16 protein-coding genes and 1 rRNA gene are annotated in these 22,468 nt (G+C 70.4%); 12 read left to right on the forward strand and 5 right to left on the reverse strand.

Annotated features, from left to right (window positions below; all coding sequences use genetic code 11):
* Positions 1–10: 10 nt before the first annotated feature.
* From E1161_RS21490 to E1161_RS21525, 8 genes are all read left to right on the forward strand, one after another.
* Positions 11–1,927 carry a type IV secretion system protein gene (locus E1161_RS21490; RefSeq protein WP_165939900.1) on the forward strand — a complete coding sequence of 639 codons (1,917 nt, stop codon included), beginning with the start codon at positions 11–13 and terminating at the stop codon, positions 1,925–1,927.
* 18 nt (positions 1,928–1,945) lie between these two features.
* A complete protein-coding gene (locus E1161_RS21495) occupies positions 1,946–2,530 on the forward strand; it encodes a hypothetical protein (RefSeq protein WP_132626120.1) in 585 nt (194 codons plus the stop codon).
* 5 nt (positions 2,531–2,535) lie between these two features.
* Positions 2,536–3,549, forward strand: coding sequence for a C40 family peptidase (locus E1161_RS21500; protein ID WP_132626122.1), 1,014 nt, complete (start codon positions 2,536–2,538; stop codon positions 3,547–3,549).
* Between the two features lie 44 nt (positions 3,550–3,593).
* A complete protein-coding gene (locus tag E1161_RS21505; protein ID WP_132626124.1) occupies positions 3,594–4,043 on the forward strand; it encodes a hypothetical protein in 450 nt (149 codons plus the stop codon).
* Between the two features lie 84 nt (positions 4,044–4,127).
* A complete protein-coding gene (locus E1161_RS21510; protein WP_132626126.1) occupies positions 4,128–4,313 on the forward strand; it encodes a hypothetical protein in 186 nt (61 codons plus the stop codon).
* 6 nt (positions 4,314–4,319) lie between these two features.
* Positions 4,320–5,771, forward strand: a complete 1,452-nt coding sequence (locus E1161_RS21515; RefSeq protein ID WP_132626128.1) for an RNB domain-containing ribonuclease — start codon at positions 4,320–4,322, stop codon at positions 5,769–5,771.
* Positions 5,772–5,851: 80 nt separating this feature from the next.
* The gene (gene npdG, locus E1161_RS21520; RefSeq protein ID WP_235875201.1) at positions 5,852–6,517 is read left to right on the forward strand and encodes an NADPH-dependent F420 reductase; all 666 of its coding nucleotides are present in this window, start codon (positions 5,852–5,854) and stop codon (positions 6,515–6,517) included.
* Between the two features lie 113 nt (positions 6,518–6,630).
* Entirely contained in the window at positions 6,631–7,053 is a 423-nt protein-coding gene (locus E1161_RS21525; RefSeq protein WP_235875199.1) for a DUF4326 domain-containing protein, read from the forward strand.
* Between the two features lie 44 nt (positions 7,054–7,097).
* Here the strand turns inward: E1161_RS21525 and panB are convergent, their stop codons facing one another.
* From panB to E1161_RS21550, 5 genes are all read right to left on the reverse strand, one after another.
* Complete coding sequence (panB, locus tag E1161_RS21530; RefSeq protein WP_132626132.1) at positions 7,098–7,952, reverse strand: 3-methyl-2-oxobutanoate hydroxymethyltransferase; 855 nt, start codon at positions 7,950–7,952, stop codon at positions 7,098–7,100.
* Positions 7,953–8,075: 123 nt separating this feature from the next.
* Positions 8,076–8,879, reverse strand: coding sequence for a transporter substrate-binding domain-containing protein (locus E1161_RS21535; protein ID WP_132626134.1), 804 nt, complete (start codon positions 8,877–8,879; stop codon positions 8,076–8,078).
* A gap of 202 nt (positions 8,880–9,081) precedes the next feature.
* The gene (locus tag E1161_RS21540; RefSeq protein WP_207920332.1) at positions 9,082–9,885 is read right to left on the reverse strand and encodes an SWIM zinc finger family protein; all 804 of its coding nucleotides are present in this window, start codon (positions 9,883–9,885) and stop codon (positions 9,082–9,084) included.
* On the reverse strand, positions 9,878–12,865 hold the full coding sequence (locus tag E1161_RS21545; protein ID WP_132626136.1) for a DEAD/DEAH box helicase: 2,988 nt from the start codon (positions 12,863–12,865) through the stop codon (positions 9,878–9,880). Before E1161_RS21545 ends, E1161_RS21540 begins: the two co-directional genes overlap by 8 nt.
* A gap of 178 nt (positions 12,866–13,043) precedes the next feature.
* Positions 13,044–14,789, reverse strand: a complete 1,746-nt coding sequence (locus E1161_RS21550) for an NAD+ synthase (protein WP_132626138.1) — start codon at positions 14,787–14,789, stop codon at positions 13,044–13,046.
* Positions 14,790–14,872: 83 nt separating this feature from the next.
* Here E1161_RS21550 and E1161_RS21555 point away from each other — a divergent pair, with 83 nt between their 5' ends.
* The 4 genes from E1161_RS21555 to E1161_RS21570 form a co-directional block, all read left to right on the forward strand.
* On the forward strand, positions 14,873–16,453 hold the full coding sequence (locus E1161_RS21555; protein ID WP_132626140.1) for an alpha/beta hydrolase: 1,581 nt from the start codon (positions 14,873–14,875) through the stop codon (positions 16,451–16,453).
* 89 nt (positions 16,454–16,542) lie between these two features.
* Positions 16,543–17,886 (forward strand): glutamine synthetase family protein, encoded by a 1,344-nt coding sequence (locus tag E1161_RS21560; protein ID WP_132626142.1) that lies wholly within the window; start codon positions 16,543–16,545, stop codon positions 17,884–17,886.
* Between the two features lie 194 nt (positions 17,887–18,080).
* A complete protein-coding gene (locus E1161_RS21565) occupies positions 18,081–21,782 on the forward strand; it encodes an FkbM family methyltransferase (protein ID WP_132626144.1) in 3,702 nt (1,233 codons plus the stop codon).
* A gap of 602 nt (positions 21,783–22,384) precedes the next feature.
* A 16S ribosomal RNA gene (locus E1161_RS21570) occupies positions 22,385–22,468 on the forward strand; the annotation flags it as partial.

Consider the following 22,468-nt stretch of genomic DNA (forward strand, 5'->3'; position numbering starts at 1 on the left):
CGGCGCGGTCGTGAGCTTCGTGGTGATCGCCGCTGCGCTCGCAGCGGTGGTCGCCGTGCTGGTGGTCAATCGCCGGACGCGTTCGGCGGAAGTGCTGACGTCCCGTCGTCGTAGGGCCTACCTGCTGATCGCGGGCCTGCTGGCGATCCAGTCGCTGATGGCGGCCCCGGCCTGGGGCCAGGGCCTGGACTGCAAGGAGGCTCCGAACCCGGAGCGTCCCGGCTCGGGCATGGTGGGCGCGCTGGACCCGGCGCCGATGGGCGCGGGCAACCCGGGCAGCGCCTACGACGAGGTCGGCTACGCAGGTCTGATCTGGCACACCTACGACCTCGGCTGCGGCCCCCAGGGGGTGACCAACCCGAACGCGCTGGTCGACACCTGGGTCGGCAACGAGCTGTTCAACCTCGCCAAGAACCTGGTGGGCGCCACCAACGGGCTGCACTACGCGCTGCTCAACGGCGACCTGATGGACCCGTTGGACGAGGTGATCGCCACCGGCACGGTCGCTCTCTACGACAGCGTGTTCGCGCCCTGGTTCGGCATCGTCGCGCTGGTGCTGGCGGTCGTGCTGTTCCGCTACATCTGGCAGGGCGACCTGGCCAGCATCGGCAAGCGCGGCATGTGGGCGTTGGCGGCGTTGTGGTTCGCCTCGGCGACCTACCTGACGCCGCTGGTCTACACCCACGCGCTCGACGAGATCGTGATCACCGGGACTTCGGCGGTGCAGGCCGGTTTCCTGCACGAGGTCGGCGTCGACGAGGCCAACGCGCTGCCGACGCTGCTGCACGACCAGGTGATCTACCGGAACTGGCTGCGCGGCGAGTTCGGTTCGCCGGATTCGCCGCAGGCCCAGCAGCTGGGCCGGGAGCTGCTGCGCGCCCAGGCGTGGACCAAGCAGGAGGTCAACGCCGGGGCGGACGGCGGTTCGCCGGAGCCCAAGAAGCAGGCGTTCGAGGACGTCGCGGGCAAGATGGGCAGCGCTTACGGCTACTTCCAGGGCATCGACGGCAGCCGAGTCGGCGCGGGTGTGCTGGGCAGCGTGCAGTCGCTGGCCTACGCCTCGTTCCAGCTGCTGGCCAAGGCCACCATCCTGCTGGCGCAGGTGCTGCTGCGGGTGCTGATCCTGGCCGGTCCGCTGATCGGCCTGATCGCGCTGGTCTACCACCAGATCCTGCGGATGATCGGCCGCGTAGCGGGTGCTGCGGTGCTCAACGTCGTGATGGTGTCGGCGCTGGCCGGATTGCACACCCTCATCCTGACCTGGATCTTCGACCCGACCCGCGGCTTCTCCGCGCTCACCCAGATCCTGCTGGCCGCGCTGATCACCATCGTGTTCCTGATGATCGCCAGGCCGATCCGGCGGATCGCGCAGATGGTCGAGCTGTCGGTGGGCACGGTCGGACGCGCGGCACCCCGCGCGCAGGGCGGGATCTTCGCCCGCTTCGGCAGGCGGGGCGAGAACCCGTCCGGCGGGGAGTTCTGGGACCAGGTCCGCGACAGCGATCCCGATGACGAGTACGGCGACCGGCCGCGCCGGAGGCGCCCGGAGGCGCTGCTGCCGGCCGTCGCCCAGCGGCTGGACCGCGACGACGACTCCGCACCGCAGGACTCCATCCGCTCGGGCGGTGCGGTGGCCGGAGCGCTGCCCGCCGGTGGCGGTTCGCCGCGCCGACCGGGTGGCATGCGGGGCGTCCCGGAGATGCGGGCGGCCAGTCGGGTGGTCGACACCAACCCGGTGGCGGATGCCAAGTGGGACGGGAACGACGAAGATCCGGTGTTGATCCCGTCGCGGGCGACCGTCGAGCGGGTGTCGGACCAACCGGCTGGCCCCGACTCGCCGCGCCTGGCCGATCGCGAGGTCGTGCAGGGACGTCCGGTGCACGTGATCTACCGGCCGTCCCGGGGACTGGAAGTGGCCGATGGCTGACCACACGAGGGGGAGCTGATGCCGATCCGGACGCACCGCGGGCGAGCCGCGGTGTACCGCAGGTTCTGGGGCTGGCCGCTGCGCTCGCCCAAGCACCTGGCGGCCGCCCTGGTCGTGGTGGGCGCGGTGGCCACCGTCGTCGGACTCCTGCTGCCCGAACCACCGCCGAGCCGCAACGAGGCCGCCGGTGGGCGGACGACCGAGTACACCCTCCCGCCGCAGCGCTCCGCCGTGGTGCCCACGACCAAGCGACCGCCGACGATCTACGTGCCGCAGGCCGGCCCGACCCCGACCGCGCCGGACCCGGCGGGCGTCGCGATCGTGGAGAAGTGGGGCGAGGCCTGGGTGAACCACCCGGTCGGCGCCGACCGCCAGCAGTGGCTGAACGGCCTGCGCCCGCTGACCACTGACGAATTCCTCACCGAGCTGTCGACCGTCGATCCGGTGAACGCGGGCAACGTGATCACTGGAGCGCCCACCGCGGTGACCTCGACCGAGGGTTCGATGGTCGTCCAGCTGCCCAGCGACATCGGGGTGCTGAACGTGACCGTGAACAGGACCCCGGCCGGTTGGCGGGTGGCTCAGTACGACAAGGAAGGTTGACGCGCATGCGCAAGCTCGTGGTCGCTTTCATCGTGCTCGCGGGTTTCGCAGGGATGATCGGTCTCGGAGCGCTGACGATGCTGATCAGCAGCAGCGGCGGCAACCAGGGCTGGTCCAACTGCAGCGCCAACCTCGGGCCGTGGGGCAACGGCGCCGGGAGAGGTGAGCAGGACGCCGGCTCGCTCAAGCCGGAGTCCGTCGGGCTGGCCAAGCGCATCATCGAGGTCGGGAAGCAGCGCGGACTGCCCCCACGCGCGTGGCAGATCGCCATCCAGGCGGGCAAGACCGAGTCGAACCTGGCCAACCTGACCCACGGCGACCGCGACTCGCTGGGCATCTTCCAGATGCGGCCCTCGATGGGTTGGGGAACGGTCGCGCAGGTCACCGACGTCGACTACCAGATCAACAAGTTCTACGACGTCCTGCTGGCCGTTCCCGGTTGGGAGGAGCTTCGGCCCGGTACCGCGGCGCAGCGCGTCGAGCGCTCCGCGTTCCCGCTGCGCTACCACCGCTGGGAGCCGATGGCGGCGCACCTGGTCAGCGTCGAGGGCAACGTTCCCGGCATCTCCGGTTGCGAGGACCTCCCCGGGTCCAGCGTGCTGGCAGGACAGGCCCTGTCCTACGCGAAGGCCCAGCTCGGCAAGCCCTACGTGTGGGGAGCGGCGGGTCCGGCGTCGTTCGACTGCTCGGGTCTGACGCAGCAGGCGTGGAAGGCGGCGGGCGTCGAGATCCCGAAGTACTCGCAGACCCAGTACTTCCAGGGCGGCGTGCACGTGCCGCTCGCACAGGCCCAACCGGGTGATCTCGTGTTCTGGGGATACGGCCGCGATCCGAACGGAATTCACCACGTCGGGCTCTACTTGGGCGATGATCAGCTGCTGCACGCGCCGCAACCGGGCGAATCAGTCGAGGTCACGAAGCTGTGGGACGGCGGGCAGCTGCTTCCGACGGTCGTCCGGCCCGCAGCGGACACGCCCGCGCCGCCCGGCGCGGTACCCGCCGCCGGAGGCGCCCGTTAGGTAAGAATGGCGTGGGCCTGCTGAGACTCCGGAAAGGATGCTCAATGTTCACGCCGGACCCGATCCCGCGGCCGACCGGTCCGCCCGCGTCGAGCACACCGCTCGGTGACTACTTGAACCAGACTCCGCCCGGGAGTTCGTCGGGTTACGCGGTGTTACCGCGTTCGCTCGCCGAGGCGATGCCACTCCCGTGGCAGCACCAGATGCGCAACCTGCTCGCGGAGTTCCACCAGGCGTTCGGGCACGTGCAGTGGCCCGTCTACCGGGTGCTGCCGTCCCGCTACGAGCGGTTGGCCAACCTCGACGACGACCAGCTGGCCGAGGTCGGCTGCACCGTGGAGGTCGGCGACGACGGCGACCTGGAGTACCGGATGCGCGACGGTCGCCGGATCGAGAACCCGGAGAACCACCAGGTGCTGGTGTCCTGCTTGGACCCGATCCCACCGCGCGGCGTCCAGCCCCCGGCGGCTCCGCCACCACCGCCGGCCTGGTGACGAGTCGTGACGGCCGCTCGAACATCTCGGTCGAACCGGCGCGCGAAGCGTGACAGGCGGGCGATGTCGTGCGAGGCTCGAGGCATGGCCCGCGGAGGTTGGTACTTCTGCTTGAAGCATCGGCAGGTCGAGCCCAGATCGGGCTGCCGTGCCGCCGACCGCTTGGGCCCGTACCAGGACCAGCAGACCGCTGCTCGCGCGCTCGAGATAGCCGAGGAGCGCAAGCAGGCGGCCGATGAGGCCGACCGCCGCTGGAAAGAAGAGGACTGAGTTCTCGTGGCGGCGGCGGAGAGGTCCCCGGACGGCGTCCACGCTGTTCCTCCCGTTGCCGCGCACCCGTGGGGCCTGGACTTCGCCGCTGTCCGGCGTGAGCTGAACCTGCCCCGCGACTACCCGACCAGCGCGCTCGCCGAGGTCGAGCAGACCGTCGCGCAGCCGCTGCCGACGGGCTTCCGCAACGACGCCACCGATCTTGCGCTGGTGACGGTGGACCCGTCGGGTGCCAAGGACCTCGACCAGGCGGTGCTGCTGCGACGCCGCGGCAGCGGATATCGGGTCCACTACGCCATCGCCGACGTCGCCGCGTTCATCCCACCCGGCGGTGCGCTGGACCTGGAGGCGCGGGGCCGGGGGCAGACGCTCTACCTGCCGGACGGCAACATCCCGCTGCACCCGACCCGGCTGTGCGAGGACGCCGCGAGCCTGCTGCCCGACCAGGTGCGCGTGGCGGTGCTGTGGACGATCGACCTCGATTCCGACGGTTCTCCGCAGCGGGTGGACGTGCGCCGGGCGGTGGTGCGCTCGGTCGCCCGCCTGGACTACGACGGGGTGCAGCGCTCCCTGGCTCAGGGCTGCGCGCACCCGTCGATCGAACTGCTGCCGGAGATCGGCAGGTTGCGCCGGGAGCAGGCGTTGCGACGCGGCGCGATCGAGCTGGGGCTGCCCGAGCAGCAGGTGGAATCCGACGGCGAAGGCGGCTGGCGGCTGGCGCTGCGGCCGAGGCTGGTCGTGGAGGAGTGGAACGCCGAGATCTCGCTGCTCACCGGCATGTGCGCGGCGGAGATCATGCTGGAGGCTGGTGTCGGTGTGCTGCGCACTGTGCCCGAACCCGATTCCGGCACCGTCGACGTGCTGCGGCGTTCGGCCAACCAGCTCGGGGTGCACTGGCCGGTCGGCCTGCCGGCGGCCGAAGCGCTCGCCGAGCTCGACCCGGCACGCCCGGAAGCGCTCGCGGTGCACGTGGCGGCCACCAGGCTGCTGCGCGGCGCCGGCTACACGGCGTTCGACTCCGGTGCGCCCGCCAAGTCCGGGCACGCGGGCATCGGCGCCTCGTACGCGCACGTGACCGCGCCGATCCGGCGCTTGGTGGACCGGTACTGCGCGGAGATCTGCCTGGCCGTGACGGCCGGGCGCGAGATCCCGGAGTGGGTCACCGAGGCGCTGGGCGAACTCCCGTCGGCGATGGGCGGTTCGGACCGGGTCGCCGCGCAGGTCGAGCGGGCCTGCATCGCCCAGACGCAGGCGTGGTCGCTGGTCTCCCGCCTCGGTGAGGAGTTCCCGGCGACGGTGCTGCGGGTGCCCAACGGCGTCGCGGGCGAGGTCTTCGTCGCCGATCCGCCGATCATCGCCCGCTGCACCGGCAGCGGCCTGGGCGAGGGGCAGCAGGTTCGAGTGCGGCTGGTGACCGCCGACCCGGAGCGTCGCGACGTCGAGTTCGAAGTGGCCTGAGGCACACCTCGTGGCATTCTCGTGGCCAGTGGGTCGATTGTGGATCGTGAAGGTCGATGGCGACGAGAGGGGCCGTGAAGGTGGCTGGCGTGCGGGAGATGACCGTCGGGGTGTTGGGCGGTACCGGAGCTCAGGGCCGGGGGCTGGCGATCCGCTGGGCCAAGGCCGGGCTGAAGGTCGTGATCGGGTCCCGCAACGCGGAGCGCGCTCAGCAGGCCGCCGATGAGATCGAGGAGATCGCGGGCGGCGACGTCACCGGCGCCGACAACGCGGGTTGCGCAGCGACCTCGGACCTGGTGCTGGCGGCCCTGCCGTGGGAGGGCCACGCCGACACGCTCAAGGTTCTGCGGACCGAACTGGCGGGCAAGATCGTCATCGACTGCGTGAACCCGCTCGGATTCGACGAGAAGGGCCCCTACGCGCTGCCGGTCGAGGAGGGGAGCGCTGCCCAGCAGGCGGAGCAGATCCTGCCCGAGTCCCGCGTCACCGCGGCGTTCCACCACGTCTCCGCGGTCACCCTCGCCGACCTCGCGGTCGACCACGTCGACCTCGACGTCCTGGTGCTGGGCGACGACCGCGAGGCCACGGACGCCGTCCGCGAACTGGCCGGCGTCATCCCCGGCGTCCGCGGCATCTACGGCGGCCGCCTCCGCAACGCCCACCAGGTCGAGGCGTTCACGGCCAACCTCATCGCCATCAACCGCCGCTACAAGGCTCACGCAGGTCTCCGCATCACAGACGTCTAACGCCACCCCCGGAGCCGGAGGAAGGACCGGGACCAAGACCTCCCCCGAGGACCGGGACGACCCGATCACGGCGGCGCCCCGGGTGGTGGTGGCGGCCGTGATCGGTGTTGGCGGTGACGGAGGGCAGGCTGGAGGCGGAGGTGGTTCGGGTGCTGCCGGAGGAAGCGAGCAGTTGGAGCGATGACGAGCGCGAGCGGGCGGACGCTCTGCTCGACGGGCACGCGGTGGTGGTCAACGTCCGCAAGGACGGACCGCACAAGCACCTGGTCCCGTGGCTCCTCGAGCAGGACGTGCTGACCTACGTGGGACATTCCGGCCCGAGGCACTCGTGGCCGCAGTCGGATTTCGCCAGCCCGTTCGTCTCCGAGGCCAAGACCGACCGCGAAGCCATGGTCCGGCACTACGAGCAATGGCTCGACGGCCAACCGGACCTCCTCGAACGCCTCCGCGGAGGAGAGCTCTCAGGCAGGGCGCTGGGCTGCTGGTGCGCCCCCAGGGCCTGCCACGCGGACGTCCTCGCCCACCGGGCGCGTTGAGGGCTGGAGCCGGGGCGTGCCGAGCCCACCCCGGCTCCAGCGGGTCAGTGGAACGAGTGCTCGGGGCCGGGGAAGCTGCGGCTCTTGACCTCTTCGGCGAACTGCTCGGCTGCGCCGGAGAGGATGCCGCCGAGGTCGGCGTACTTCTTGACGAACTTGGCCGTGCGGCCGGTGTTCATGCCTGCCATGTCGGTCCAGACCAGGACCTGGGCGTCGCAGTCCGGGCCGGCGCCGATGCCCACGGTGGGGATGCGCAGCTCGCTGGTGACGCGCTTGGCGGCTTCGGCGGTGACCATCTCCAGCACCACCGAGAACGCGCCGGCCTCCTGCACGGCCAGGGCGTCGTGGAGCAGCTGTTCGGCTTGGTCGCCGCGGGCCTGCACGCGGTAGCCGCCGAGGCCGTGCTCGTGCTGCGGGGTGAAGCCGATGTGGGCCATCACCGGGACGCCCGACGACGTCAGCGCCTCGATCTGCGGGGCGAAGCGGCGACCGCCCTCCAGCTTCACCGCGTGCGCGCGGCCTTCCTTCATGAACCGGGTCGCGGTCTCCAGCGCCTGCTGGGGGGAGGCCTGGTAGGAGCCGAACGGCAGGTCGGCGACCACCAGCGCGCGCTCGGCGGAGCCGGTCACGGCGCGGGTGAGCGGCAGCAGTTCGTCGACGGTCACCGGAAGCGAGGTCTCGTAGCCGTAGACGTTGTTGGCCGCCGAGTCACCGACCAGCAGGACCGGGATGCCGGCCTGGTCGAAGATGCGGGCGCTGTACATGTCGTAGGAGGTGAGCATGGGCCACGGCTCGCCGCGCTCCTTGAGCTGCTGGAGGTGGTGGATGCGCACCTTGCGCCGGGTCGGTCCCGATCCGTACGGGGCCGCGGTCTCGCCCTGGTTGTGGGCAGCGTTCATCGTTGACCGTCCTTTTCCCTCGAGGCCCGAAACGGGTACCCGGGTCGTTGCGGATGGTTGTACTCGCCAGCGTCGCACGCGGACCCCGGGGAGGCGATGACTGCTGCCTCACATCACAGCCGGTCAACCGATCCAGGGCGCGGAGAAGCGCTGGTACGTGCCGTCGTTGCGGGCGATGTCGAGGTAGTGGTTGACCCACTGCTGGAAGGCCACGTCCCCTTGCGGCAGCAGGTAGGCCTTCTCGGCGAAGGTGAACGGCTGATCCGGGTGCACCGCGCACAGCTCCGGGTGCTGCCGCGCCTGCCAGCGGGTCTCCGAGGCGTCGGTCATCATCAGGTCCGCGTGGCCGTCGATGATCTGCTGGAAGATCGTGTTGTTGTCCGGGTGATCGACGACGGTGGCCCGCTCGAGGTTCTGCTTGGCGAACTTCTCGTTCGTGCCACCCGGGTTGACCACGGCGCGCACACCGGGCTGGTCGATCTGCTCCACCGTTTGGAAGCGGGAGACGTTCTCGCAGCGCGTGATCGGCGTCTTGCCGTCCACCCCGAACGACGTGCTGAAGAACGCCTGCTGCGCCCGCTCCAACGTCACCGACACACCGCCGACGGCGAGGTCGCAGTGCTGGACGAAGTCGTCCAGCAGCGTCTTCCACGTGGTGGGCACGATGGTGGCGCGCACGCCGAGCTTGGCGGCCATGTCGCGGGCGATGTCGATGTCGATGCCGCTCCACGCCCCGGCGGCGTCGCGGTAGGTGAACGGCCGGTAGTCGCCGGTGCTGCACACCCGCAGCTCACCGCGCTGCTCCACCTCCTGCAGCCGGTTCGGCGCCGGTTGCGGTGCAGGCGGCGGTGCAGGCGGCGGTGCGGAACACCCCGCCGTCACCGCCGTGGCCATGACCAACCCGATGCTGAACTCCACCCAACGCATGCGACCTCCCGATCTTCGTGCAGGACAAGGCATAACCCGTCGACGCCGCGAGGGCCAGCCCCGGGGCTGCGAGGTTCGGCAATAACGGGAAATTCCGGCAGGCAACCTCGTGCTCGGGGAGGCGTCTAACGGTTGGAGCGCGTGGGAGTCGTGCCGAGGCGGGGAGGGGAGCCACCTGGGGGTACTCCCCTCCCCGCACCGCTCAACCGGTGAACGCCCGGTACGCGGGCCGCAGCAGGTCGGTGACCGCGGTGCCGTTCACCTTCAGCGGCAGCGGCTCCAGCTCGTCGAGCACGGGCGTCCCGCTCGTGGCGGATTCGGGAGTTCCGGCGGGGGAGGGGCTGGTCCAGAAGTCGTGCAGGTGATCCGACAGCGGCGCCTCCTCCGAGGTCTCCTCGGGTATGACCTGCTGGGTGCCGCGCGAGGCGCGCAGCCGGTCGAGCAGCTCCTCCCGGCGGCGGCCGCGCCACGCCAGGATCTGGAACGGGTCCTCGTCGAAGGACTCCGCGAGCAGGTAGCAGGTCGCGGCCAGGTGCTTGCACGGGATCTCCCAGTCCGGGCACGTGCAGTCCATGGTCAGCTCGCGCATCGTCGACGGGAACAGTTCCAGCCCGAGCTCGGCGAACACCTCCTCCAGGTCGGTCGGCATCTCCCCGGCCAGCAGCTTGGCCGCGTACAGCGCTTGGCCCGCCAGCTCCCGCTCGATGTGCGCCCACTGCTGCGAGGTGAACGCCTTGATGCCGATCCGCGCCCGGTACGGCTCCTCCCGAGAGCCCTGCACCAGGCCGACCACGACGCTGGTCGACAAGGTCATGTTCAGCACCTGGCCGGAGCGCGCGTAGTTCTTGCCGCGCTGCAGCCGGCCGCCCATGCCGAAGGACTCCAGCACCTCGATGAACCGCTGCGACCACCAGGTCTGCGCGATCGTGCCGCGCTTGCTGCGCGCTTTGATGCCATCGGTGACCCGGATCGGTCCGCGGGCCTCGAATTTCCACTGCTCAGGCACCGGTCGCCTCCGCGTCCAGCGTGACGAGCTCGCGCAGCTGCTGGGTGGACAGCTCGGTCAGCCAGTTCTCGCCGCTGCCCACCACCAGCTGCGCCAGCGCCTTCTTGTCCTCGATCATCTTGTCGATCTTCTCCTCCAGGGTCCCGATGCAGGTCAGCTTGCGCACCTGCACGTCCTGGCGCTGCCCGATGCGGAACGCCCGGTCGGTGGCCTGGTCCTCGACGGCCGGATTCCACCAGCGGTCGAGGTGGATGACGTGGTTGGCGGCGGTCAGCGTCAGCCCGGTACCGCCCGCCTTCAACGACAGCAAGAAGATCTTCGGCCCGTCGGGATCCTGGAACCGTTCGACCATGGTGTCGCGTGCCTTCTTCGGCGTCCCGCCGTGCAGGAACGGCACCTCGGTGTCGAAGCGCGCCGACAGGTGCGGCACGAGGTGCCCGCCGAACTCGGCGAACTGGGTGAACACCAGGGCCTTGTCACCTTCGGCGAGCACGGATTCGAGCAGTTCCTCCAGCCGCGCCAGCTTGCCGGAACGGCCGGGCAGCGCCGAGCCGTCGCTGAGCAGCTGGGCGGGGTGGTTGCAGACCTGCTTGAGCTTGGACATGGTCGCCAGCACCAGCCCCCGTCGCTCCATGCCCTCGCTCTCGGCGATGCGCGCGAGCATGTCGTCCACCACCGCCTGGTAGAGCGTGGCCTGCTCGGAGGTGAGGTTGCACAGCTGCTTCACCTCGATCTTGTCCGGGAGGTCGCTGATGACCGCGGGATCGGTCTTGACCCTCCGCAGCACGAACGGGCCGGTGACCCTGCGCAGCCTGGCCGCCGCGTCGGTGTCGCCGTCGCGCTCGACCGGCACGGCGTAGCGGGCGCGGAAGGTGCTCAGCGAACCGAGGATTCCCGGGTTCGCGAAGTCCATGATGGACCAGAGCTCGGCCAGCCGGTTCTCCACGGGCGTGCCGGTCAGCGCGATCCGCTGCCGGGCCGACAGGCCGCGAACCGCTCTGGCCTGGCGGGAAGCGCTGTTCTTGATGTTCTGCGCCTCGTCCAGGACCACCCGTTCCCAGCGGATCTCGCGCAGCGCGTCGGAGTCCCGCGCGGCGAGCGGATAAGTGGTGATCACCAAGTCGTAGCGCTCCACTTCCTCGCGCAGGTCCTCGCCGCTGAGCCTCCGGCCGCCGTGGTGGACGTGCACCCGCAGGCCGGGCGCGAAGCGCTCCGCCTCGCGTTGCCAGTTCCCGACCACCGACATCGGGCAGACGAGCAGCGTCGGAGGGCGGGGCTCCTCCTGGCGGGCGAGGGCTTCCAGCGCGAGCAGCTGCACGGTCTTGCCCAGGCCCATGTCGTCGGCCAGGCACCCGCCGAGGCCGAGGCGGTTCAGGAACGCCAGCCACGCCAGCCCGCGCCGCTGGTACGGGCGCAGCGCCGCGCCGAAACCGGCGGGTGGGTCGACGGGTTCGAGGTGCTGGTCGGCGAGGCCGGACATCAGCTCGCCGAGCCACCCGGTGGCGTTGACCTCCACCACCGGCAGCGGTCGCTGCTCCTCGCCCTCGCCACCGGCCTGCTTGAGCAGGTCGAGGGCGGTCATCTGGCCGGTCGCGTCCCGCTCCAGCATCGCCAGCCCCGCGGCGAGCCGCTTGCGGTCGACCTGCACCCAGCGGCCGCGCATCCGCACCAGCGGGACCTTGGCGGCGGCCAGTTCCGCGAGCTCGTCCTTGGTCAGGGTCTCGTTGCCCAGCGCCATTTCCCAGCGGTAGTCGATCAAGGCGTTCTTGTCGATGCCGGATTCCTTGGTGACCGTGCCCGCGGTTCCGGAACTGGTGGCGTTGAGCTTCAGGCCGAGCCGGCGCTGACTGCGCCCCCACCAGGACGGCAGCAGGACGGCGAATCCGGCCTGGTCGAGCTGGGCGGCGCGGCTGAGGAACTCGTAGGCGCCCTCGGTGTCGAGCACCAGCTCGGTCGGGTGCGAGGAGCGCAGCGCGGTGTCGAGCTCAGGGCAAATCCGGCTGGCCCGGCCGAGTTCGGCGAGCAGCAGTTCCTGCGGTTGGTCCACCCAGCGCCGCAGCACCTGGGTGTTGTCGGCCCACACGTCCTGCGCGGAGATGAGCACGCCCGGGTCGTCGACGGCCTGCAGCATGAACTCCACGATCCAATCGGGATCGTCGTCGTCCGGTGCGTGCAGCCGGAAGCAGGTGCGCAGCGGGCTCTGCCCGGCGAGCCCGCTGCGCCAGGACTCCAGCTGATGGGCGAGTTCTCGCAGTTGAGCGCGGTCGCCGTCGAAGTGCGGTTCACCGGACAGCGCGTTCAGCCAGCCCGCCGCGACACCCCTGCCGTCGGTGAGCTCACCCGCGAGCCTGCTGCGCGCGATGCTGTCGACCAGCGCGTTGAGCGCCGCGTGCAGGACCTCCTCCGGGGCGCCGCCGCCGGCTGCGCGCAGGGCGTGCGGCATGGACTCGCGGAGCGCGACGAACCGCGCCGAGTCGGAACCCGACAGCGCTGGAGTCCAGCGCGCCGCGGGCCGCTCGTCTTCGGAGGTCAGCGAGGGCAGCACCCGCCCACCCGCGACCAGGGCTTCGGCGAAGTCGGCGAGCTCGCGCAGGAACCGCGCGTCCGATCCGATCCGACATCCGGGCAGTTCGGCGGCGAGCAGTTCGGGCAGTGCGGAGGGCCGGATCGCCACGACGGGCACCTGCCAGTGCCGCAACCGCAACTTCCCGCGCGGTGCGGCGTCGGCGGTCAGCGGATCCCGGACCAGCTCCGGAGACGCCACCGGCGCGGCGGCGAACGACGGGAGCGCCAGCTCAGCGCCGTCGGCGGCGACGCCCTCCACCGCAAGCGCCTCGAGCAGCTCGTCCGCGGGGACCGCGAACGGATGCGCCAGGACCCCGGCAGGAGCCCGGCCGGGCAACCGGGCGGGCAGCTCCGAGTCCTCCGCCCACACCAGCAGCCGGTCAGGGGAGTCGCACAGCGCATGCACAACCCACACAACCGGCCCCCAATGCTCGGACGAACACGGTCAGCCGCCCAGCGGCTCCCCGAAACGAGTTCTCGCGAGTCTAGGGTCCGCGCTTGCCCTCAAGTTCGGGTGGCGGCTGCGGGAGCAGGGAGTTCTGGGCTGAACCGGTCAGTTCGTACCAGAACCGCCACCACCCGAGGCGAGGCGCCTACGGCGCGATCTCGCGCCAGCGGTTGGTGATGGGCAGCCGGCGGTCGCGGCCGAACGCCTTCAACGTGATCTTGGTGCCCGGCGGGTACTGCCGACGCTTGAACTCCGCCCCGTCGACCATCCGCAGCACCCGCTCGACCAGCTCCGCGTCGAAACCGTCCGACACCAGGTCCTGGTAGCCCTTGTCGCCCTCCACGTAGCCGTCCAGGACCACGTCCAGCACGTCGTACTCGGGCAGCGAGTCCTGGTCGGTCTGATCCGGGCGCAGCTCGGCCGAGGGGACCTTGCTGATCGAGTTCTCCGGGATCGGCGCCACCTCGCCACGCTTCTCGGCGGCGTCGTTGCGCCACCGGGCGAGCTTCCACACCAGCGTCTTCGGCACGTCCTTGATCGGCGCGAACGCGCCCACCGCATCGCCGTAGATCGTTGAGTAGCCCACCGCCAGCTCGGTCTTGTTGCCGGTGGCCAGCACCAGGTGTCCGTGCTGGTTCGACAGCGCCATCAGCAGCACGCCGCGCACCCGGGCCTGCACGTTCTCCTCGGCGAGCCCGGTCAGGTCCAGCTGCCGCACGTAGACCTCGACCATGTCGGCGACCGCGTGGGTCTCGAAGTGGCAGCCGAGCCGTCGAGCCAGGTCGGCGGCGTCCGAGCGCGAGTGCTCCGAGGAGTACACCGACGGCATCGACACGCCGTAGACCGAATCGGGACCCAGCGCGTCCACGGCCAGGGCCGCGCACACCGCGGAATCGATACCGCCCGAGAACCCGAACGTCACCGTCCGCGCACCGTTCTTGTGCACGTAGTCGCGCAGGCCCGTGACCAGCGCGCCCCACACCTCGGCCTCGTCGGACAGCGGTTCGGCGGGCACCGGCAGCGGACGCGGCTCGTAGCTCGGCACCGGCTCGGGCTGCAGCACGGTCCGGTTCACGTCGAAGGCGGGCATCCGGATCGGACCCGGCTCGGCCGGAACCGTCGTCGAGGTGTGCCCGCCCGAGGTCAGCTCCAGATCGGCGACCAGCAGGTGCTCGGCGAACTGCGGCGCCCGCGCGATGATCCGCCCCTCGGCGTCGGCGATCAGCGAATCGCCGTCGAAGACCAGCTCGTCCTGCGCGCCCACCAGGTTCACGTAGGCCAGCGGAGCACCCGCCTCGACCGCGCGGGCCGACACCAGCGGCACCCGCTGGTCGTCCTTGGAGCGCTCGTACGGCGAGGCGTTGATGCACACGACCATGTCCACGCCGACCTTGCCCAGTGCCGCCACCGGACCGCCGTTCTGCCAGATGTCCTCGCAGATCACGACACCGACGTCGACGCCGTGCAGCTTGACGATCGGCAGTTCGAAGCCCGGAGCGAAGTTGCGCGCCTCGTCGAAGACGCCGTAGTTGGGCAGGTGGTGCTTGTCGTAGGTGGCCACGACCTCGCCGCTGTAGAGCATCGACGCGGAGTTGCGCGGCCCCTCGTCGTCCCGCCCGAGGTGACCGACGACGACCAGCGCGTCACCGCAGCCGTCGGCCTGGAGATCGCGAGCCAGCTGCTCGAGCGCGTCGCGGTTCGCGGCGGCGAACGACTTGCGCAGCGTCAGGTCTTCGATCGGGTAACCGGACAGCGTCATCTCCGGGAACGCCACCACGTGGGCGCCGTCCTGCACAGCCCGCCGCGTCCAGTCCCGGACCATCGAGCTGTTGCCGGCGACGTCGCCGACACACGTGTTGACCTGTGCGAGTGCGATCCGCAACTGGGGCATGCGCCCATCTTCGCGCACCCACCAAGGTGGTGTGCCCCTGCCCGACATGAATCACATGGGCATGTTCATGTCACGATCTCGGAATGGCCCGACCACACCGAGTGCTCACCGCGATGGCCCTGCTCGTGCTGGTCGCCGGAGGTTGCGGCGTCCAAGGCGATCAGGCCTTGCAACCGCACAACGAGCGCAAGGGGCCGGTCGGCCCGATCCCCACCGGACTGGACCGGTTCTACGGCCAAGAACTCGCGTGGGGCCCGTGCTCCGGCTACGCGACCACCTCCGCCGACCGGTCCGCGTTCCAGGACCCGGCTCTGGAGTGCGCGCGGCTGGAAGTGCCGATGGACTACGCGCATCCGGAAGCCAAGACGATCCGGATCGGTGTCCTGCGCAAACCGGCCACCGACCAGCAGTCGCGCATCGGAGCCCTGATGGTCAACCCGGGCGGCCCCGGCGCGTCGGGGATGAGCGCGGCGGCGAGCCTGACCACGAGCGTCAGCGACAACGAGCTCGGGGAGCGCTTCGACCTGGTCGGCTTCGACCCGCGCGGCATCGGCGCCTCCGAACCGGCGGTGCGTTGCTTGAGCGACTCCGAGCGCGACGCCGAACGCCTCGACTCCGATGCCGACACCTCCCCGCCCGGCGTCGCCGAGTCCGAGCAGGAGGAGCGCGAGTACGCGAGCAAGTGCGCCGAGCGCACGGGCGTGGACATGCTCGCCAACGTCGGAACCCGCGAGGTCGTGCGAGACCTGGACGTGCTGCGTTCCGCGCTGGGCGAACCGAAGCTGAACTACCTCGGTTACTCCTACGGAACCCGGATCGGCTCGGAGTACGCCGAGAGCTTCCCCGGCAACGTCCGAGCGATGGTGCTCGACGGCGCGATCGATCCCGGCCAGACCACGGTGGAGGCACTGGTGGCGCAGGGCGCAGGCTTCCAGCGCGCCTTCGACGACTTCGCCGACTGGTGCGCGGACCGCTCGCAGTGCGCGCTCGGCAACGACCCGAAGCAGGCGGTCCACCGGTTCCAGCAGCTGACCCGCCCGCTGGTCGACGACCCGGTGCAGGCGGGCCAGGGCCGCGAGCTGTCCTATCAGGACGCCACCATGGCGGCGATCCAAGCGCTCTACGCGCCGACGCTGTGGGAGACCCTCGACACCGGGCTCGCCGAACTCCAGCAAGGCCGCGGCCAGACCATGCTGAGCCTGGCCGACAGCTACTTCGGCCGGGACTCCAGCGGCCGCTACAGCAACACCACCGACGCCTTCGACGCGATCCACTGCGTCGACGACAAGCGGGTCACGGATCCCGAGGAGGTCCGGAAGGCCGACCGCCGCTACCGGGAGGCCGCGCCGTTCCTCGACGACGGCAACCCGCCGAGCTCGGCCCGCGACATGTGCGCGTTCTGGCCGGTCCCGGTGACCGGCGAGCCCACCCAGCCGCAGGTCGGAGAGCTGCCGCCGGTGCTGGTCATCTCCACCACCGCCGACCCGGCCACGCCGTACCAAGCCGGTGTGCAGCTCGTGCAGGCGCTGCACGGCAGGCTGCTGACCTACGAGGGCACCCAGCACACCGTGTACCTGCAGGGAGTGAGTTGCGTGGACGACGCCGGGACGAAGTACCTGGTCGACCTCGAAGTGCCGCCCGAGGGGACCCGCTGCACGGGCTGACGGCCGTCGCGACCGGGCTCTGGTGAACGCCTCCGGTACCGGCCACGCCGCTCAAGACGTTCCCAGGGCCAGGAAGTTAGAGTGCGGCTATGAACCGCCAGCAGGAGTTCGTGCTCCGCACCCTGGAGGAACGTGACATCCGCTTCGTGCGGCTGTGGTTCACCGACGTCCTCGGCATGCTCAAGTCAGTGGCGATCTCGCCCGCGGAACTGGAGGGCGCCTTCGCCGAGGGCATCGGGTTCGACGGCTCGGCGATCGAGGGCTTCGCCCGCGTCTACGAGTCGGACATGGTCGCCAAGCCCGATCCGAGCACGTTCCAGGTGCTTCCCTGGGAGACCGCCGACGGCGAGCACTACTCGGCCCGGATGTTCTGCGACATCCAGATGCCCGACGGATCGCCCTGCTGGTCGGATCCGCGACACGTCCTGCGCCGGACCCTGTCGCGCGCCACCGAATCCGGCTTCACCTGCTACGTGCACCCCGAGATCGAGTTCTTCCTGCTCAAGGGGCTTCCCGGTGACGGCAGCGAACCCGAGCCTGCCGACTCCGGCGGCTACTTCGACCAGTCCAGCCACGACGCCGCCCCGCACTTCCGCCGCAACGCCATCGAAACCCTCGAAGCGATGGGCATCTCCGTGGAGTTCAGCCACCACGAGGGCGCCCCCGGCCAGCAGGAGATCGACCTGCGCTACGCCGACGCGCTCACGATGGCCGACAACGTGATGACCTTCCGCTACGTGGTCAAGGAAGTCGCGATCACCCAGGGCGTGCGCGCCTCGTTCATGCCCAAGCCCTTCAGCAACCAGCCGGGCTCGGGCATGCACACCCACTTCAGCCTCTTCGAAGGCGACCAGAACGCCTTCTACCACCCCGAGGACCCCTACGAGCTGTCCGAGACGGGCCGGGCGTTCCTCGCGGGCATCCTGCACCACGCGCGCGAGATCAGCGCCGTGACCAACCAATGGGTGAACTCCTACAAGCGGCTCGTCGTCGGGGGTGAAGCCCCGACCGCGGTCTGCTGGGGCCACGCGAACCGTTCCGCGCTGGTCAGAGTGCCGATGTACTCGCCCGGCAAGTCCTCGTCCCGTCGCGTCGAGGTCCGCAACCCCGACTCGGCCTGCAACCCGTACCTCGCGTACGCGGTGATCCTCGCCGCCGGCCTGCGTGGGGTGGAGAAGGGCTACGAGCTGCCGCCCGCCACCGAGGACGACGTCTGGAGCCTCACCGAGCACGAGCGCAAGGCCGCCGGCTACGCCAACCTGCCGCAGAACCTCACCGAGGCGCTCGGCGAGATGGAGAACTCCGAACTGGTCGCCGAAACCCTCGGCGAGGAGGTGTTCAACTTCTTCCTCCGCAACAAGCGCGAGGAGTGGAACAGCTACCGAAGCCGAGTCACGCCATACGAGCTCTCCTCGATGCTCCCGGTCCTGTAGGAGGGCAGCCTGTGAGGCGACCGGCGAAGCCGGTTCCTCCTCGCTCCACCCGAGCAACTCGCACCGCTGGGTTCTGACCGGCGCTGTGCGCGAGCACGCCTCGCCCACAGCGCCGCTCAGGGTTGCCCACCTCGCACTGCCAAGCGAAGGGACCGCAGAGTCTCCTGAGGAGGGTGGGGCGATAGGTTGCGGATGTGACTGATTCGCAGCCGCACCCCGAGCACGACGAAACGCGCTCCGGCGAGTCCGCCGTCGAGCTCCAGTCGGGCGTTTCGGAGCAGTCGTCGGAGTCCGTCGAACCGGAGTGGCCCGCCGAGCAGCCGTCCGCGGACCGGTCCTCCGCGCTCACCCTGCTCGGCTGCACACTCGCCTGTCGCGACCAGCTGCCCGCGGCGCGCGTGCTGCGCAAGAGCTTCCGCGAGCACCACCCCGGATCCGGGTTCGTCGTGCTGGTCGTCGACGATCCCGGCGCCGTCCGCGAGGAGCCCGACGCGCTGTCGATCACCGACATCGGCGTGGACCCGCAAGAATTCGCCAGGCTGGCCATCGGCTGCACCGCCGAGCAGCTGCGCGGCGTGCTTCGTCCGCGACTGCTCAAGCACCTGCTCCGGTCGGGCTCGACGGTGCTGCACTTCGAACCGTGGGTGCAGGTCTTCGGCCCGTTCACCGAACTCCTCACCGGGCTGACCGCCGAACGCCCGGTCGCCCTGGTTCCCCGCGTGCTGCATCCGCTGGCCGCCGACGGACTTCGACCCGGCCCGGCTGACCTCGTCGAATCCGGCACCTTCGACTCCAGCGCATTCGCGGTCCGTCCCGGTGCCGAGGACCTGCTGACCACCTGGATCGAGCAGCTGCGCCACGACCCCACGATGACCGCGCCCCTCCTCGACGGCGCTCCCGCGCTCGTCGACCACGAGGTGATCCGCGATCCGGGCGTCGGCCTGTCGGTGTTCAACGCCGCGCAGCGCGAACTGGACGTCGCCGACGGCGAGCACGTCGTGGACGGATCGGTGCTGCGCAGCGTGCACTTCGACGGCTTCCAGCCGCAGCGACCCTGGCTGCTGTCGACCGACTACGCCGACAACCCGCGACTGCTGCTGTCGGAGAACCCGGTCCTGGCCGGGCTGTGCGCGAGCTACCGCAACGCCTTGGTCGACGCCGGGTACGGCCGCGAACAGCCGCACCCCTTCGAAGCCTTGGCCGACGGTGTCCTGCTGCCCGACAGCCTCCGCAGCCAGTACCTCGACGTCTGGCTCGGCGACGGGGAAGCACCGCCGAGCCCGTTCGAACCCGACGGAGCCTCGGCGTTCAAGGAGTGGGCCTGCGCCCCGGCCGACGACCGGCAGCGCACCGCGGGCGGATCCCGCTGGACAGCGGCTGTCTGGGCGGACGACGACCTCCTCCGCCGCGACTACCCCGATCCCTTCGGTGCCGACGCCGGGGCGTTCCACGAGTGGTGCGCGGGCGTCGGCGTCGCCAGCGGTCGGGTGCCTGCCGAGGCCGTGCACCGCCGCACCCGCGGCGACTTGGCGCTCGTGGATCAGCTCGGAGTCGCGGTCCTGGGCAGCGGGCCGCTCGCCGACCTGGTGCGCACCGCTGTCGGAGCTTCCGGCCTGCCCTCCGCCGACACCGCCTACTACCCGGTGGTGCTGCGCTGCGCCCCCGGCCTGTCCGTGCCGGCAGGTCGCTACGTCATCGACGTGCACACCGGCAGCGGCGGCCTCGACTCGGACGCGGCCGAGACCTGGGTCCTGTCGGAGAGCAGCCGCGTCGCGGTCCGCCGGAACGGGCACAAGACGCGCGTGGTCACGCTGCCCGCGCCCGAGCGCAAGCGCATCGACCTGCCGACCCGAAAGGGAGCCCGCGCGCGGTTCGAGCTCTCCGAGGAGTTCGTCATCGCCGCCCACGTCGACCACGCCGCAGAACGCGCCGACAACGCGCTCGGCCTCGTCTCGGCGTTCCTCACCGCGTTCGCCGAGCGCGACGACGTGCGCCTGCTGGTGGCGGTGAACGGTGCCGCCCGCCACCCGGAGGCCGCCGAACGGCTCCGCTTGGCCACCGCGGCGGATTCCCGCGTCACGCTCGTCGAAGACGACGTCGACTTGCACGCGTTGCTCGCGGCAGCGGACTGCTTCGTCTCGCTGCACCGGGGCGACGCGGGAGACGAGCACGCGCTGCGGTTGCTGGAGGTAGCCGCGCACGGTGTGCCGGTGATCGCCGGTGAGCACGGCGCCGTCGCCGAACTCCTCGGCGACCAGTGCGCGCGCCTCGTGCCCTGCCAAGGCGTCAGCGAACCGGACGTCGATGCCGCCGCCGAGATCATGCGCGACGCCGCCGAAGACCCGGAAGGCACCGCGGCCTTCGGTGTCGCAGCCAGGGAGACGTTGCTGGGCACGCACACCGTGGCCCGCGCCGGCGCCCGCCTGCGGGAACGCGTCGAGCACGCCTACCGCAACTGGCGCACCAAGTGGTCCGGTGACAAGCACGGCCAGTTCGACGATCCGCTGCGCCCGCTGCTGGTGGCACGGCACGCGCTGCACCGGGCGCCGGACGTGGGCCAGGGCGGCAACATCGCGCCGACCCTGCGCAAGGCGGTGCTGCGCGCGCTGAGCCATTACGACGACCACATCCGCGACGTGCTCCGCTCGTTGGTCGACGGGGTCGAGCAGACCGCGGGCGAGTTGCTGCGCCGCCAGTACGAGTCGGACGGCGACGGTGACGTCGAGGGCATGCGCGCCGAGCTCGCGCAGCTGCTGCGCAGGCAGGACCAGTTCGGCGCGCAACTGGTGGGCACCGATGACGGCTTGGTCCGCGCCCGAGCGGACCTCGCCGATCAGCACCGCAGGCTCCGGCGCCTGGAGGAGTCCAGGGCCCCGGCGAGCACCGGCGGTTCGCATGAGCGGGTCGACGCGCTCGCCGAACGCATCGACGGCCTCACCGGCGCGCTGGAGAAGGTCCTCGACCGCATGGACGCGATGGAGGCCAGGCAACCTCGGCACGACCTCGAATCCGGGGTCCGCAGCGCGGCGGGCGACGCGGCGAACGCGTTGCAGCGCACCGACGTGCTCCAACGAATCCTGCTGCGCGAGCACGAGCGGGCCACCGGTGGCGGGGACGGCACCACGACGCCGGTGCTCTGCGACGCCGGGCTGATGCGGCTGCCCACAGACGACGCGCTGATGCTGCCGTGGTTGTCGTCGAACCCGTCCTGGGACGCCGACACCTCGGCGCTGATCGATTCGCTGCTCGAACCGGACGGGGTGTTCCTCGACGTCGGCGCCTACGTCGGGTACCAGACCGTGCGGGTGCTGAGCAAGCTCGGCAACAGCGGTGCGGTCGTCGCGGTCGAACCCAGTCAGCAGGCTCGCGCGCTGCTCAAGCACAACGTCGAGATGAACGTGCCCTCGGCGTGGGCCAATCGGCTGCTGCTCATCGAGGGCGCGGCCTGGGACGGCCCGGGGGAGCTCGCTGAAGAACCCGCGCTCGCCGGCGGCGTGTCGGTCAGCCCGATCGCACCGGACGCCGGGCAGGGACAAGGCGCCCGGGTGCCGGCGTTCCGGCTGGACAAGGAGCTGGAGAACCACGCCTCGCTGGAGAAGCTCAAGCTCTCCGTGGTGCACGTGGACGTGGGTGCCACGGTCCACCGGGTGCTGGGAGGTCTGGTGCGGATGCTGCGCCGTGATCGTCCGTCGATCGTGTGCTCGTTCACACCAGACGCGATCAGCGGTCTCGGCGATGATCCAGCGGCTGCGCTCCGTGAGTTCGGAACCTGGGGTTACGAGCTGGTGCCGGTCGGCCGCGACCGTCCGGTCGAGTCCTCTGACCTGCTGGAAGCGATGAAGGCCGCCGGCGGGGGAAGCAGCGTGAAGCTCTGGCTGCGACCGAAGCAGAAGTGACCGCCCTGCGCCGAACGGGTGGCGTCAAGGTCTGATCAGGGCGATTTGACATTGACGCAGAGTGTGCGTAACTTCTTCTTCGTCGCACGGAAAGCCGAACGACGCGGAGTGTTCGCGGCGAACGGCACCGGGAGCGCCACGAGGTCCCGAACTCGGTTCGGGCCCACGTGACAGCGCAAACCGGCTCGGGGCGCGCGGGTTGACACCGCGAAGCGCACCGGGTAACGTAAGACGGCCGCTGGATAGGTGTGGAGCTCCGGTTCCGCGTCCGACCGGCAGTTGATAACTCGAACAGGGCTCGCAACTTCCGGCGAGAAAGTAAGGGGACCCCCCTGAAAACGCCGAAACGAGGGCCTGCTAGAGTTACCAACACAAGAACGAGGAAATGACTCCCCGGAGTGCGTGGCCCTGAATGATGGGGTTGTGGCGATGGTGTGGGTGTGTTCTTTGAGAACTCAACAGTGGACTGTTTTGGTTAGTGTTCTTTTATGCCCCTGACCAGTGATGCGAGTGATCGTGTTGGTGGTTGGTGGTCTCTTTGAGTATCACGCTCCGATCCTTTGTGGTTGTTGAGCGTGTGCTGGGATTGTTTCAACAAGGCATTGTTGGAGAGTTTGATCCTGGCTCAGGACGAACGCTGGCGGCGTGCTTAACACATGCAAGTCGAACGATGAAGCCGCTTCGGT

Source organism: Saccharopolyspora aridisoli (assembly GCF_004348445.1).
Lineage (GTDB): Bacteria > Actinomycetota > Actinomycetes > Mycobacteriales > Pseudonocardiaceae > Saccharopolyspora > Saccharopolyspora aridisoli.

Coding starts and splice junctions, on each gene's coding strand:
- E1161_RS21495 (WP_132626120.1), top strand. CDS start 1,946: ATGCCGATCCGGACGCACCGCGGGCGAGCCGCGGTGTACCGCAGGTTC.
- E1161_RS21500 (WP_132626122.1), top strand. CDS start 2,536: ATGCGCAAGCTCGTGGTCGCTTTCATCGTGCTCGCGGGTTTCGCAGGG.
- E1161_RS21505 (WP_132626124.1), top strand. CDS start 3,594: ATGTTCACGCCGGACCCGATCCCGCGGCCGACCGGTCCGCCCGCGTCG.
- E1161_RS21510 (WP_132626126.1), top strand. CDS start 4,128: ATGGCCCGCGGAGGTTGGTACTTCTGCTTGAAGCATCGGCAGGTCGAG.
- panB (WP_132626132.1), bottom strand. CDS start 7,952: ATGAACGCTGCCCACAACCAGGGCGAGACCGCGGCCCCGTACGGATCG.
- E1161_RS21535 (WP_132626134.1), bottom strand. CDS start 8,879: ATGCGTTGGGTGGAGTTCAGCATCGGGTTGGTCATGGCCACGGCGGTG.
- E1161_RS21550 (WP_132626138.1), bottom strand. CDS start 14,789: ATGCCCCAGTTGCGGATCGCACTCGCACAGGTCAACACGTGTGTCGGC.
- E1161_RS21555 (WP_132626140.1), top strand. CDS start 14,873: ATGGCCCGACCACACCGAGTGCTCACCGCGATGGCCCTGCTCGTGCTG.
- E1161_RS21560 (WP_132626142.1), top strand. CDS start 16,543: ATGAACCGCCAGCAGGAGTTCGTGCTCCGCACCCTGGAGGAACGTGAC.